Below are 13,437 nucleotides of genomic sequence, written 5' to 3' on the forward strand. Positions count from 1 at the left end.
ACACCGCTACACTCCCCCGTCTCCTGACGCCGGCTTGTCGGTGGCGAGCAAACGTCGCAACAGCGGCAATGCCACGATCCGCTGCTCAGGAATGCCTTCGGCACGCGCCCGGCGCAACCGCTGGCGCGCGCCTTCGGTATCGCCCAGCAAAACCAGCGCCTGCGCGCCGTCCAGGGCCACCTCGCCGCGTTCGGCATCTATTGCCTCGGCCTTGGCGAGCGACGCCCGCGCCGCCTGCGCTTCGCCGAGATTGGCCTGGTACCAGCACAGCCGGCCCAGTGCACGCGCGTCGTCGGAACGGATACCCAGGTAGCGTTCGGCCATCTGCGCGGCGCGACGGTACGGTGCGGCCGCCTGGGCTGTGGTCGCCGGCAGCGCCGACAATGCGTCGCCGATGTTGCCCCACACGCGGTAGTCGTCCGGATCGAGCTCGGCGGCATGGCGGAACAGAGCGGCCGCTTCCGCGTATGCGCCGGCTTCGTACTTGAGCGTGCCGTAATTGCTGAGCGCCCTGTAATTCGGCTTGATCTCAAGCGAGCGCTTGAACGCATCGCTGGCCCGGGTGATGTCGCCGCTGGCCAGGTACAGGCCACCGAGACTGCTCCAGACCACCTCGTCGTCCGGCCGCAGCGTCGAGGCGACGCGGAACGATTCGATCGCCTTGGCCAGATCACCGTTGGTGTATTGATGCAGGCCCAACGCACGGTAGATGGTGTCGTCTTTGGGCCGCAGCTTGCGCGCACGCTCGAAATAATCCAGCGCCAGCTGGTTGTGGCCCTGTGCGCTCTGCATCCTGGCCAGGCCCAGGTAAGCCGCCGGCTGCAATGCGATATCGTCGAGCGCCTTGGTGTACTGCTCGTTCGCCTTGGCTGATTCGCCGCGTGCGCGATACATCTCTCCCATCGCCAGGCTGACCTCGCGCAGGCCCGGGTCCATGCTCGACGCGCGCAGGCACGCGGCCCGTGCCCGCTCGTAAGCGGTCGCGTCGCGCGCGGCTTCGAAGCGCGCGATCTCGACCCGGCAGATGCCGGCCTGGGCCCGGGCAAACGCGGGATCGGCGACCAGCGCCTGGTTGAAGAAGCCGATGGCGCGATCGAGGTTCTGCTCGACGCTGGCCTCCTGCAACTGGTGCAGACCTTTGAGGTAAGCATCGTAGGCGGCGATGCTGCGGGTCGGCGCCAGCCGTTTGGCCAGCGCCTGACCATCGCCGGGCAGCACGCCGAGCAGGGCCTGCACCACTTCGTTGGCAATCTCGCTCTGCAGGGCGAACACGTCGGCGGTCTCGCGGTCGTAGCTCTGAGTCCACAACGTGAAGCCGGTGGCGCTGTCGGACACGCGCGCGTTGATGCGCACCCGCGCGCCCTCGCGACGTACGCTGGCATCGAGCACGGTGGCGACGCCGAGCGCCTTGCCGAGAGCCTTGGGGTCGCGCGTCCGGTCGGCCCCGGTGGCGGCGCTGGCGACCACCTTGAGCCCCGGCACCCGGGCCAGGGCATCGTGCATTTCCACCCCCAGCCCTTCGGCGAAGTAGCGGTCGTCGCGGTTGGCGCTGAGGCTGGCGAACGGCAGCACCGCGATCGAGGCCTCCGTCGGCCGGGGCGGCACATTCTGCCGCTGCCACCAGAAGACCAGAGCCACCGCTGCCACGACGACCACCACAGCCGTCGCGATCCACCCGCTCCAGCGGCGCCGGGAACGCTGGCCCTGGCCCGAGTCGGCGGAAGCCAAGGACAGTGGCGCCGCCGGCACGGCCGCAGCGCCAGCAGCGGGTCGGCCTACCGGTTCATCAACAGTGTCGGCTTCGTTGGCGGCCACGGTCATGTCCGGCGGCACGGACTGCCGCACCGCCACGGCTCCGGCGATCTCGCCAACCGGCTCCGCAGCCGGCTCGGCGCTCGTCTCAGCGTCGTCCGGGGTGGCTGGAGCGATCGGCTCCGGTTCGGACCGGGGCAAGCCGATGAAGCGGTAGCCCAGCGCATGCTGGGTCTGGATGTAGCGCGGGTGCTGGGAGTCGTCGCCCAAGGCGTGGCGCAATTGCGCGATGACCCGGGTCAGCACGCCGGGGGTGACGTGGCGGTGCCCCCAGACCGTGTCGAGCAGCTCGTCGCGACCGACCAACTCGCCGGCGCGGCGCAGCAACAGCAGCAGTACGGCAAAGGCCTTGGGCTCCACGGTCTGCGGCTCGCCCGCCCGCGACAGCGTGTGCGCGGTCGCGTCGACGACGATGTCGTCGAACCGGTAGCTCTCGGTCGTCGGCCCGCCCTGGCCTGCCATCCTGATCGGATCCATCGGCAAAACCTCATGGCGACCTCATCCCCCTGCGCGGAGGATGAGCAAAGGCACGCGCCGGCATCATGACTCATGTGGACCGGGGGTGGAACCTGATCCGGCGCCGCAAGAACGGTGCCAGCCCCCCCACGGAGCACGCCATGAACGCCACTCTTTCCATCTCGAACCCATTGCCGGCGATCCTCGAACATCCGTTTTCCGGAGCCGGCCGTCGTCGCACCATCAGCGGCTTCGACCTGACCGTTGCCGATGTCGACCGCTTCAACGAACTGCTGATCGGCCTTGGCCGGGAGGAGCCGCCTCTGGCCCGCGACCAGTTGGCCAGCGCCGCCCGTGAATTGTGCGATCGCAGCATCCACGCGGTCGCACCGCCGTGCATCCGCCAACGCATGCGCCGGATCGCGGCGGCCAGGCGGATGCTCGGCGACCCGCGATGGACGCCGGTCAACGGTGCCGTGGATACGGCAAAACGGGTGGTCGATTACGCGCGCGGCCACGACGACCTGATCCCCGACTGGCTGCCCCGGGTGGGTCGCCTCGACGATGCCATCGTCGTCGAGACGGCCTGGCCGCAACTGGCGCTGGAAATCGACGACTACCTCGATTTCTGCCGGTTGCGCGAAGCGCAAGCGCAGCGGTATGGCCGCAGCGTGGCCGGGTTCGGCTTCAACCGCGACGACTGGGAGCAGGCGCGCTACGAGGAGGCCGTGCTGGCCGCGCAGCAACGCCACGTACGCGAAGCCAGCTACCTGCCGGTTGCGGCCCCGCAGTTCCGCATCCATTGACCCACTCGCACCGCTTGCGCGGTTGCCGATGCTCGCGAGGCCGCCTCAGGGCGGCCTCGCGCTGCATGGCGGCCGGAAACCACGCTGACCGCGCCACAAGTCACGGCCACCATCGACCGGCGACAACACCGGCGCGAGGGCGCATCATGCAAGGGCATCCAAGGGGAATGGAGCGCGGAAAGGCTCGCGTGTGCCACCGGCCGGAACGCGAGGCCCGACCACCGGCCGGAAGCGAGGTGCGCCATGCGTATGCCCCATCCGATCCCCACCGCGGAAGCGTTGCCGTTCGACCACCTCTACAGCGGCATGCCTGCCCGCCACAGCGCCGACGCAGTACCGCTGGCCGATGCGGCGGTGGTGCATTTCGACCAGTTGCTGCATGAGATCCACGCCGACGCGCCGCGTGTCGACACCGACCGCCTGCAGCAACTGGCGGCCTGGCTGCTCAAGCTGCCAACCGACGAAGCCCGCGACGTGATCGACGCGCGCCTGCAGCGTCTGCTGGAGCTGCGCGCGATGCTCGCCGACGCCGACTGGGACAGCGATGCCGCCACCCGCGCCCGCGCCGACAAGCTGCTCGCCTACATCGACCGCGAGGACGACCTGATCACCGACCGCGTGCCGCTGCTGGGCCAGCTTGACGACGTGCTGCTGATCGAACTGACGTGGCCGGTGTTCGCCGATGAGGTCGACGACTACCACGACTTCTGCGCCTACCGTCAGGTCGAGCAACCGAGCGGCGGCGGCCCCGAGCGCCGCACCGCCTGGGTGCGCGACCGCCTGGCCGAGTTGGCGCTGTGGCAGCACATGCTGTGGGTCCGCGAACACCACTACGTGCCGTGGAACCTGCCGCTGGCGCTGTTCCGGGTCAGCTGAGCGTCCCGTTGCCGCGACAAGCGCGCCAAGCCTGCTGTCATGGCGTACTGACAACCCGCACGCGCAAGCTCACGTGCCAGTGTCAAGGCTTGTACGCATTGCCGGGACTGATACCCTGAGGCTTGGTTTTGCCGTTCGTCGCCTTCTTGTCAGGCTCGACAGGCTTCGACCGCGCTCAGGACAGGCATGCCAGCCCGCTTCGTTCATCTCCACCTGCACAGCGAATACTCGCTCGCCGACTCGACGATCCGCATCGGCGAGCTGGTGAAGCGCTGCGTCGCGCTCGGCCAGCCGGCCGTGGCGCTGACCGACATCGACAACCTCTTCGCCACGGTCAAGTTCTACAAGACCGCCGAGGGTGCCGGCATCAAGCCGATCATCGGCGCCGACATCGGCCTGGCCGACGGCAACGAGACGCCGTCGCGCATGACCCTGCTGTGCCGCGACCGCGCCGGCTACCTGACCTTGTCGCGGCTGTTGAGCCGTGCGTGGATGGAAGGCCATCGCATGGACGGCGTCGCGCTGCGCCCGGAATGGCTGCGCGAGGACAACGCCGGCCTGTTTGCCCTGGTCGGCCGCCACAGCCTGGCCGGACGGCTGGCGGTCGGCAGCCGCCACGAACTCGCCGAGGCCTGGCTGGCCGACTGGCGCGGCTCGTTCGGCGAGCGCCTGCACCTGGAGCTGACCCGCACCGGTCGCGACGGCGAGGACGCCTTCAACGCCTTCGCCCTGCACGCCGCCGCCGCGCGCGGCATCCCGGTGATCGCCAGCAACGACGTGCGCTTCCTCGATGCCGACGGTTTCGAGGCGCACGAGGCGCGCGTGTGCATCGCCTCGGGCCGCGTGCTCGACGACCCCAAGCGGCCCAAGGACTACAGCGCCGAGCAGTACCTCAAGTCATCGCAGGAGATGGCGGAACTTTTCGCCGACGTGCCCGACGCCATCGACAACGCGGTGGCGCTGGCCATGCGCTGCAACGTCGAGATGAAGCTCGGCGAGTACGCGCTGCCGGCGTTCCCGGTGCCGAATGAGCACACCATCGAGTCGTGGCTGCGCAACCAGTCGCGCGAGGGCCTGGCCCAGCGCCTGGAAAAGGCACCGCTGGCACCGGGCAAGAGCCGCGAGGACTACGACGCGCGTCTGGATATCGAGCTCGACGTCATCATCAAGATGGGGTTCCCGGGCTACTTCCTGATCGTCGCGGACTTCATCAACTGGGGCAAAAGCCAGGGCATCCCGGTCGGACCGGGCCGCGGTTCCGGTGCCGGCTCGCTGGTGGCGTGGGCGCTGGGCATCACCGACCTGGACCCGCTGCCGTACGACCTGCTGTTCGAGCGCTTCCTCAACCCCGAACGCGTGTCGATGCCCGACTTCGACATCGACTTCTGCATGGACCGCCGCGACGAGGTCATCGACTACGTCGCGCGCAAGTACGGCCGCGACCGCGTCAGCCAGATCATCACCTACGGCACCATGGCGGCCAAGGCGGTGGTGCGCGACTCCGGGCGCGTGCTCGGCCACCCGTACGGCTTCGTCGACGGCATCGCCAAGCTCATTCCGATGACGCTGGGCATCAGCCTCGACGACGCGCTCGGCGAATCGGAAGCGGCCAAGAAGGACGGCAACCTCGCCTCCAGCGATCTGATCCAGCGCTACCACGCCGAAGAGGACGTGCGCGACCTGCTCGACCTCGCGCGCAGCCTCGAGGACCTCACCCGCAACGCCGGCAAGCACGCCGGCGGCGTGGTGATCGCGCCGAGCCCGCTCAGCGACTTCTGCCCGCTGTTCGCCGAACACGACGGCGAAGGCCGCGGCCGCAACCCGGTCACGCAGTTCGACAAGGACGACGTCGAAGCGGTCGGCCTGGTCAAGTTCGACTTCCTCGGCCTGCGCACGCTGACGATCATCGACTGGGCGGTGAAGGCGATCAACGTGCGCCGCGCCGCGGCCGGTGAGCCAGCGCTCGACATCACCGCGCTGCCGTTGGATGACAAGCCCAGCTACGAGCTGTTCGCGCGCGGCGACACGGTCGCGGTGTTCCAGTTCGAATCGCGCGGCATGCGCGAGCTGCTCAAGCGCGCCAGGCCCGACACCTTCGAGGACATCATCGCGCTGGCCGCGTTGTTCCGTCCCGGTCCACTGGGCTCGGGAATGGACAAGGACTGGGTCGACCGCAAGCACGGCAACGCCGAGGTCAGCTACCCGCACGATTCGCTCGAGCCGGTGCTGGGGCCGACCTACGGCGTCATCGTGTACCAGGAACAGGTGATGCAGATCGCCCAGGTGCTGGCCGGCTACACGCTGGGCGGCGCCGACATGCTGCGTCGCGCGATGGGCAAGAAGAAGCCCGAGGAGATGGCCAAGGAGCGCGCCAAGTTCGAGGACGGTTGCGCGCAGCGCGGCATCGAGCCCAAGGTCGCCAGCCCGATCTTCGACCTGATGGAGAAGTTCGCCGAGTACGGCTTCAACAAGTCGCACTCGGCCGCGTACGCGCTGGTCGCCTACCAGACCGCCTGGCTGAAGGTGCATTACCCCGCCGAGTTCATGGCCGCGGTGCTGTCCTCGGACATGGACAACACCGACAAGGTCACCGGCTTCCTCGACGAATGCCGGGTGATGGGCCTGACCGTGCTGCCGCCGGACGTCGACGAATCGGCGTACATGTTCGAGGCCAAGGACCCCACCACCATCCGCTACGGCATCGGTGCGGTGAAGGGCGTCGGCCGCGGCGCCTGCGAGGCGATCGTGGAGGCGCGCCGCGCCGGGCCGTTCGTCGACCTGCTGGATTTCAGCAAGCGCGTCGACAGCGGCAAACTCAACCGCCGAGCGCTGGAAGCGCTGACCCAGGCCGGCGCGCTCGACAAGCTCGGCAAGAACCGCGCGAGCCTGATGCTGCAGTTGCCGGAGGTACTCAAGGCGACCGACCAGCTTGCGCGTGAGCGCGAAGCCGGCCAGGTGTCGTTGTTCGGCGGTTTCGACACGGCGGTGCCGGCGCTGCGCATCGACCTGCCCGAGACCGACGAGTGGCCGCTCACGCAGATCCTCCACGGCGAGCGCGAGACGCTTGGCCATTACCTCAGCGGTCATCCGTTCGATCCGTACCGCGAGGAGATCCGCGGCCTGATCGGCAGCGACCTGGGCGGGCTGGAGAAGATCTGGGAAAACCGTCCCGAACCCGCGCGCGGCACCTGGCGCCAGGAAGTCGAGACGGTTGTCGCCGGCCAGGTCGTCGGCCTACGCAAGAAAGGCGACAGCCAGATGTTCGTGCAGATCGAGGACGGCCGCGGCCGCCTGGAGTGCGCGTTCTTCGCCGAGACCTACAGCGAGTTCGCCGCCCTGCTCGCGCGCGACCGGTTGCTGGTGATCCAGGGCAACCTGCGCGAGGACTCGTTCAGTGGCGGCTTCGCGATGCGTGCGCAACGCTGCTGGGATTACACGCAGATCTGCGCCAGGCACGCGCAACGTCTGTCACTGCGGGTCGATCTGCGCGAACCCGGCACCTGGCAGCGCATCGACGCCCTGCTGGCCAAGCACCGGCCCGGGCAGACGCCCTTGCGCCTGGACCTGCTGCTGCGCAAGGGTGCCGCCGGCATGCTCGACCTCAACGGCCTGCAGTCGGTGCGCATCGACCCCGACCTGCCCGGCGCGCTGCGCGCGCAACCCGGCGTGCGCGCGGTCAAGGTCGCGCTCAGCAAGCCCTGGGCGAACTGAGTTCCAGGCACAAAACCGGCTCATCCGTACCCGCACCGCACGTATCGGTATGGTCGGCCGCCCTCGGCTAGACTGTGCGCCTTTCCGGCCACTGGCCCACGCATGAATCCGAATTACCTCGATTTCGAGCAGCCCATCGCCGACCTGGAAGCCAAGATCCAGGAGCTGCGCCATGCCAGCCATGGCTCGGCGGTGGATGCCGATGCCGAAGTGCACGCGCTGCAGGACAAGCTGCGCCTGCGCACCGCCCAGATCTTCCGCGACCTGAGCCCGTGGCAGGTCTCGCAGCTGGCCCGTCACCCGGCCCGCCCGTACACCAACGACTACATCCGCGTGATCTGCGACGAGTTCCAGGAACTCGCCGGCGACCGCGCCTACGCCGACGACGCCGCCATCGTCGGCGGCCTGGGCCGCATCAACGGCCGCAGCGTGGTCATCATCGGCCACCAGAAGGGCCGCGACACCAAGAGCAAGATCAAGCGCAACTTCGGCATGCCACGCCCGGAGGGCTACCGCAAGGCGCTGCGCCTGATGAAGCTGGCCGAGCGCTTCAAGCTGCCGCTGCTGACCTTCATCGACACGCCGGGCGCGTACCCGGGCGTCGGTGCCGAGGAGCGCGGCCAGTCCGAAGCCATCGCCCGCAACCTGCTGGAAATGAGTGAGCTGAAGATCCCGGTGATCTGCACCGTGATCGGCGAAGGCGGCTCCGGCGGCGCGCTGGCGATCGGCGTCGGCGACCGCACGCTGATGCTCGAGTACAGCACCTACTCGGTGATCTCGCCGGAGGGCTGCGCCTCGATCCTGTGGAAGGACGCGGCCAAGGCCCGCGACGCCGCCGAACAACTCGGCCTGACCGCCAAGCGCCTGCTCGGCCTGGGCCTGATCGACAAGCTCGTGCGCGAGCCGATCGGCGGCGCGCACCGCAATCCCAAGCAGATGGCCACGCGTCTGAAGGCCGTGCTGCTCAACGAGCTCGACACGCTCGAACAGCTGCCCATGCCGGAACTGCTGGAGCGTCGCTACCAGCGCCTGCGCGGCTACGGCGCCTACGAGGCAGCGTAAGCACACGCACGCCTGCGCTCACCACGCGCGCAGGTACTGCTCCGGCGCCACCAGTTCGCCGCCCAGTTCGCGGGCGGCGCGGCGCGGGAAGTACGGATCGCGCAGCAGCTCGCGCGCGATCAGCACCAGGTCGGCCTCGTCGCGTTCGATCACGCCTTGCGCCTGTTCCGCTTCGGTGATCAGACCGACCGCGCCGGTGGCGATACTGGTTTCGCGGCGGATGCGCGCCGAGAACGGCACCTGATAGCCCGGCGCCAGCGGAATCTCCACACCCGGCACCAGGCCGCCACTGGACACGTCGATCACGTCGACACCGCGCATGGCGACGATGCGCGCCAGCTCGATACTCTGCTCGATGTCCCAACCGCCCGCCGCCCAGTCGGTCGCGGACAGGCGCAGCCACAGCGGCAGTCGCTCCGGCCAGACCTTGCGCACCGCATCGATCACTCCCAGCAACAGGCGGATGCGGTTGTCGAAACCGCCGCCGTAATCGTCCTGGCGCGTGTTCGATAACGGCGACAGGAACTGGTGCAGCAGGTAACCGTGCGCCGCATGCAACTCGATCACGCGGAAACCGGCGGCGAGCGCGCGCCAGGCCGCGCAGGCGAAGTCGTCGACGACGTTGTTCAGTTCGATCCCGGTGAGTGCACGGGGCGCTGGCGAGCCTTCGCCGAAAGCCAATGCCGACGGCGCCAGCGGCGTCCAGCCGCCGTCCTCGGGCGCCACCGCACTGCCGCCGAGCCACGGCGGTGCAACGCTGGCCTTGCGCCCGGCATGGCCCAGCTGGATGCCCGGCAGCGCCCCCTGACAGCTGATGAACCGCGCGATGCGCGCCCAGGCCTCGGCCTGTTGATCGTTCCACAGGCCGGTGTCGGCCGGCGAAATGCGGCCTTGCGCCGACACCGCGCTGGCTTCGGCGATCACCGCGGCGGCGCCACCGACCGCACGGCTGCCCAAGTGCACCAGGTGCCAATCGTTGGGCACGCCGTCGACCGCCGAGTACTGGCACATCGGCGACACCACCAGACGGTTCCGCAGCGTCAGCGAACGCTGCTGCAGTGGATCGAAAAGCCGGGACACGGCACTACCTTCATAAAGTTATCTGTCCCGATACTGCGGGCGAAACCGCGCAGGCACAGCCCCACCGGTGGGCCGCAGCATTCCATCGCCACCGGCCCGGTGCGGCATTGCGGTGGTCGGCCGTGCCCTCGGGCTACCATCCGCCCAGGCCCGGCCTGTCGCCGGGTTGGAGGGTAGAAGATGGTGATTCGTCGCATCGGAGTCCTTTCCGCCGCCAAGATCGGCGGCATCCTCGCCGGCGTGGTCGGCCTGATCGCAGGCATCCTGCTGTGCCTGGCCTCGCTGGCCGGCGGCTCGGCCGACATGGCCCACGCCGCGCAAGCCGATCCGGGCATGACCTGGATCACCGGCCTGGGGGCCATGGCAATCGTCGTCCTGCCGATCGCCTACGCCGTGTTCGGCTTCATCGGCGGCGCCATCCATGCCTTCATCTACAACCTCGCCGCGAAGTTCGTCGGCGGACTGGTCATCGAGACCGATTAACCCGGCAGCGCGTTGCGGCATCGCGCCGATCGGCCCGATGATGGGCGCGATGCCGCACTATTCGCTTCCCGCTGCCCCCATCGAGCTTCCCGCCGACACCGCCATCGTGGTCGGCTTCAGCGGCGGCCTCGATTCGACCGTGCTGCTGCATGCGCTGGCGGCGGATGCCCACTTCCGCGCGCGCGGCCTGCGCGCCGTGCATGTCGATCACGGCCTGCACGCCGACTCCGCGCACTGGGCCGCCGCCTGCGAAGCCGTGTGCCGCGAACTGCAGGTGCCTTTCCGCGCGCTGCAGGTGGACGTCGCCGTGGCCTCGGGGCACGGCCCGGAGGCCGCGGCGCGGCACGCGCGACACGCCGCGCTGGCCTCGGTGCTGGCACCCGGCGAGGTGGTGGCGCTGGCGCACCACCGCGACGACCAGGCCGAGACCTTCCTGCTGCGGGCGTTGCGCGCCTCCGGTCCGGACGGATTGGCTGCAATGCGGCCGTGGCGCCGGTTCGGCCACGCCTGGCTGTGGCGGCCATTGCTCGATGCGCCGCGTGCGCAGCTGCTGGCCTACGCGCAGCAGCACGCACTGCGCTGGATCGACGACCCCAGCAACACCGACACCGCTTTCGACCGCAACTTCCTGCGCCAGCGCGTGCTGCCGCTGCTGCGCGAACGCTGGCCACAGGCCGAGGCCGCCTTCGCCCAGTCGGCTACCCTCTGCGCGGAAGCCAGTGCCCTGCTGGAGACCGGCGATGCGCAGGCCCTGGCTGCGGTCGCCACCGCCGACCCGCACTGTCTCTCGCGCGTTGCCGTGGCCGCGCTGCCTGCGCCGCGGCGCGCACGGGTGCTGCGTCGCTGGATCGCGGCGCTGGGCCTGCCTGCGCTGCCTGCCAACGGCATCACCCGCATCGAAAGCGAAGTCCTGCCCGCGCGCGCCGATGCCGACGCGGCCTTCGCCTGGCACGGTGCGGCGGTGCGCAGCTGGCGCGAACTGCTGCACGCCGACGTATCCCGCCCGCCCCTGCCGTCGGACTGGCGTGCCGTGTGGAACGCGGCAGCACCGTTGCCACTCCCCGGCGGCGGCGAACTGCACCTTGAAGGCGCCCGTTTCGATGACGTCCTCGTCGTCCATGCCCGCCAGGGCGGTGAGCGCATCACCCTGCCCGGCCGCGCCCACTCGCATGCGCTCAAGCATGTGCTGCAGGACCTGGGCGTACCGCCCTGGCAACGCGAGCGCCTGCCGTTGCTCAGCGACGCCAGCGGCACCTTGCTCGCGGCCGGCGACCTGGTCCATTCGGCCGCGTTCGATGCCTGGTTGCGCGCGCGCGGTGCCAGACTGTGCTGGAACGACTAATCGCCACACCCTGCGATTGACCACCCCGCAGCGTCGCCGCACACTTCGCCCATGCCGCGCAAACCCGCCACCGATCCCTCGCCCGTCGCCGATTTCGAGCAGTCCCTGGACGCGCTCGAGCAACTCGTCGAGAAGATGGAACACGGCGAGATGAGCCTGGAAGACTCGCTGGCCGCGTACGAACGCGGCGTCGGCCTGTACCGCCGCTGCCAGACCGCGCTGGAGCAGGCCGAACTGCGGGTGCGCCTGCTCAGCGACCCGCAGGACCCGGCCAGCGCCGAACCGTTCGCCGCGCTGCCGTCGCAAAACCCCAACGATGCTTGATCCCCGACTGGGCGCCTGGCGCGAGCGCGCCGACGCCGCGCTCGCGCGTGCCCTGCCCGATCCGCAATCACCGCCGCAGCGCCTGCACGCGGCCATGCGCCATGCCGTGCTGCTTGGCGGCAAGCGCATGCGCCCGTTGCTGGTCTACGCAGCCGGCGATCTGTTTCGTGCCGACGAAGCTGCGCTCGACGCGGCCGCCACCGCCGTCGAACTGATCCACGCCTACTCGCTGGTCCACGACGACCTGCCGGCGATGGACGACGACGCCCTGCGACGCGGTCAACCGACCGTGCACGTCGCCTTCGACGAGGCCACTGCGATCCTCGCCGGCGACGCACTGCAGTCACTCGCCTTCGAAGTGCTGGCGGCCACGCCCGTCAACGACAGCGTCCGCGTCACGCTGCTGCGCACGCTGGCGACCGCGTCCGGCGCTGCCGGCATGTGCGGCGGCCAGGCGCTGGACCTGGCCGCGACCGGCAACGGTGGCACCTTGTCGGTGGCCGCACTCGAGCACCTGCACGCGCTCAAGACCGGCGCACTGATCCGCGCCGCGGTGCGCCTGGGCGCGCTGTGCGGCGATGCCTCGAATGACGACCTGCAACACCTGGACCGCTACGCCGACGCGCTCGGCCTGGCCTTCCAGGTGCGCGACGACCTGCTCGACATCGAGGGCGACAGCGCCACCCTGGGCAAGACCGCCGGCAAGGACGCGGCGCAGGACAAGGCCACGTTCCCGGCGCTGATCGGCCTGGAGGCCTCGCGCGCGCGGTTGCACGCGCTGCGCCAGACCATGACGGACGCTCTGGCGCCGTTCGGCGAACATGCCGATGCGCTTGTCGTGCTCGGCCGTATGGCGATCGAACGCGATCGCTGAGCCGGGCGGTGTTGCCGTCGCCAACGCAACGCTGTCAACGGGCCCGGCAACTCCCTGTCACTCCAAGCACAGGTCAGATCTGCCTCACGGCAGATCCTTCGCTGCGCTCAGGATGACCGGCTTGGGATCGATGATCCGATCGCGCCTGTAATGCTTACTTCACCAGTCGCAGCGTGAACGGATAGCGGTAGCTGACGCCGTCGTTGGCCTTGATCGCGGCAATGATGGTGAACACCAGCCAGGCGATGCCGACAACGATCCACGCCGGGATCGCAATCAGGAAGCCGATGCCCAGGGTCACGAACACCAGCACCCACAGCGCGAAGAACACGATCGCCACGGTGATGTTGTAGTTCAGCGCTTCCTTGGCCTGGTCGTCGACGAAGGGCATGGTGTCCTTCTTGAGCAGCCAGATGACCAGCGGCCCGAGGAAGGTGCCCCAGCCGCCGACACCCGAGGTCAGCACGGCGCCGGCGATCGCCGACAGGTGCGCGAACATCGCCCATTGCCGTTGCTCGACCGGGACGCCAGAGGACGAACCGCTTTCCGGTGCTTCGTTGAACTCGCTCATGGCCCCGCTCCTTGTCAGATGAACCGCTCGGTTGCCGCCA

Annotated in this window: 11 protein-coding genes; 8 read left to right on the plus strand and 3 right to left on the minus strand. The window is 69.3% G+C overall.

The window, feature by feature from the left end:
- Window positions 1–6: 6 nt before the first annotated feature.
- Window positions 7–2,289, minus strand: a complete 2,283-nt coding sequence (locus tag ACFOLC_RS02890; RefSeq protein ID WP_386757331.1) for a winged helix-turn-helix domain-containing protein — start codon at window positions 2,287–2,289, stop codon at window positions 7–9.
- Between the two features lie 140 nt (window positions 2,290–2,429).
- Here ACFOLC_RS02890 and ACFOLC_RS02895 point away from each other — a divergent pair, with 140 nt between their 5' ends.
- The 4 genes from ACFOLC_RS02895 to ACFOLC_RS02910 all read left to right on the plus strand — a co-directional run bounded on the left by ACFOLC_RS02895 (window position 2,430) and on the right by ACFOLC_RS02910 (window position 8,723).
- Complete coding sequence (locus tag ACFOLC_RS02895) at window positions 2,430–3,074, plus strand: hypothetical protein (protein ID WP_386757333.1); 645 nt, start codon at window positions 2,430–2,432, stop codon at window positions 3,072–3,074.
- 243 nt (window positions 3,075–3,317) lie between these two features.
- Window positions 3,318–3,950, plus strand: a complete 633-nt coding sequence (locus ACFOLC_RS02900) for a hypothetical protein (protein WP_386757334.1) — start codon at window positions 3,318–3,320, stop codon at window positions 3,948–3,950.
- Window positions 3,951–4,136: 186 nt separating this feature from the next.
- Window positions 4,137–7,661, plus strand: coding sequence for a DNA polymerase III subunit alpha (gene dnaE / locus ACFOLC_RS02905; RefSeq protein WP_386757336.1), 3,525 nt, complete (start codon window positions 4,137–4,139; stop codon window positions 7,659–7,661).
- A 102-nt stretch (window positions 7,662–7,763) separates the two neighbouring features.
- Window positions 7,764–8,723, plus strand: a complete 960-nt coding sequence (locus tag ACFOLC_RS02910; RefSeq protein WP_386757338.1) for an acetyl-CoA carboxylase carboxyltransferase subunit alpha — start codon at window positions 7,764–7,766, stop codon at window positions 8,721–8,723.
- A gap of 18 nt (window positions 8,724–8,741) precedes the next feature.
- Here the strand turns inward: ACFOLC_RS02910 and ACFOLC_RS02915 are convergent, their stop codons facing one another.
- On the minus strand, window positions 8,742–9,803 hold the full coding sequence (locus ACFOLC_RS02915; RefSeq protein ID WP_386757340.1) for an NADH:flavin oxidoreductase/NADH oxidase: 1,062 nt from the start codon (window positions 9,801–9,803) through the stop codon (window positions 8,742–8,744).
- Window positions 9,804–9,983: 180 nt separating this feature from the next.
- Here ACFOLC_RS02915 and ACFOLC_RS02920 point away from each other — a divergent pair, with 180 nt between their 5' ends.
- From ACFOLC_RS02920 to ACFOLC_RS02935, 4 genes are read left to right on the plus strand one after another with little or no spacing between them, the layout of a single operon-like run.
- Window positions 9,984–10,286: a hypothetical protein gene (locus ACFOLC_RS02920; RefSeq protein ID WP_386757342.1), complete on the plus strand. Its 303-nt coding sequence runs from the start codon at window positions 9,984–9,986 to the stop codon at window positions 10,284–10,286.
- Between the two features lie 49 nt (window positions 10,287–10,335).
- Window positions 10,336–11,628, plus strand: a complete 1,293-nt coding sequence (gene tilS, locus ACFOLC_RS02925) for a tRNA lysidine(34) synthetase TilS (RefSeq protein WP_386757344.1) — start codon at window positions 10,336–10,338, stop codon at window positions 11,626–11,628.
- 51 nt (window positions 11,629–11,679) lie between these two features.
- Window positions 11,680–11,952 (plus strand): exodeoxyribonuclease VII small subunit, encoded by a 273-nt coding sequence (locus tag ACFOLC_RS02930; protein WP_386757346.1) that lies wholly within the window; start codon window positions 11,680–11,682, stop codon window positions 11,950–11,952.
- Entirely contained in the window at window positions 11,945–12,826 is an 882-nt protein-coding gene (locus ACFOLC_RS02935; protein WP_386757348.1) for a polyprenyl synthetase family protein, read from the plus strand. The genes ACFOLC_RS02930 and ACFOLC_RS02935 overlap by 8 nt, the downstream gene beginning before the upstream one ends.
- A 154-nt stretch (window positions 12,827–12,980) precedes the next feature.
- Here the strand turns inward: ACFOLC_RS02935 and ACFOLC_RS02940 are convergent, their stop codons facing one another.
- Window positions 12,981–13,397, minus strand: a complete 417-nt coding sequence (locus ACFOLC_RS02940) for a DUF4870 domain-containing protein (RefSeq protein ID WP_386757350.1) — start codon at window positions 13,395–13,397, stop codon at window positions 12,981–12,983.
- Between the last annotated feature and the right edge of the window lie 40 nt (window positions 13,398–13,437).

Source organism: Lysobacter cavernae, assembly GCF_042648505.1.
In the GTDB taxonomy this organism is placed as follows: domain Bacteria; phylum Pseudomonadota; class Gammaproteobacteria; order Xanthomonadales; family Xanthomonadaceae; genus Lysobacter_L; species Lysobacter_L cavernae.

What these genes read in the sequence shown, in the direction of transcription:
- ACFOLC_RS02940 (WP_386757350.1), bottom strand. Translation starts at nt 13,397, where the DNA reads ATGAGCGAGTTCAACGAAGCACCGGAAAGCGGTTCGTCCTCTGGCGTC.
- ACFOLC_RS02910 (WP_386757338.1), top strand. Translation starts at nt 7,764, where the DNA reads ATGAATCCGAATTACCTCGATTTCGAGCAGCCCATCGCCGACCTGGAA.
- ACFOLC_RS02895 (WP_386757333.1), top strand. Translation starts at nt 2,430, where the DNA reads ATGAACGCCACTCTTTCCATCTCGAACCCATTGCCGGCGATCCTCGAA.
- dnaE (WP_386757336.1), top strand. Translation starts at nt 4,137, where the DNA reads ATGCCAGCCCGCTTCGTTCATCTCCACCTGCACAGCGAATACTCGCTC.
- ACFOLC_RS02900 (WP_386757334.1), top strand. Translation starts at nt 3,318, where the DNA reads ATGCGTATGCCCCATCCGATCCCCACCGCGGAAGCGTTGCCGTTCGAC.
- tilS (WP_386757344.1), top strand. Translation starts at nt 10,336, where the DNA reads ATGCCGCACTATTCGCTTCCCGCTGCCCCCATCGAGCTTCCCGCCGAC.
- ACFOLC_RS02890 (WP_386757331.1), bottom strand. Translation starts at nt 2,289, where the DNA reads ATGGATCCGATCAGGATGGCAGGCCAGGGCGGGCCGACGACCGAGAGC.
- ACFOLC_RS02935 (WP_386757348.1), top strand. Translation starts at nt 11,945, where the DNA reads ATGCTTGATCCCCGACTGGGCGCCTGGCGCGAGCGCGCCGACGCCGCG.
- ACFOLC_RS02930 (WP_386757346.1), top strand. Translation starts at nt 11,680, where the DNA reads ATGCCGCGCAAACCCGCCACCGATCCCTCGCCCGTCGCCGATTTCGAG.
- ACFOLC_RS02920 (WP_386757342.1), top strand. Translation starts at nt 9,984, where the DNA reads ATGGTGATTCGTCGCATCGGAGTCCTTTCCGCCGCCAAGATCGGCGGC.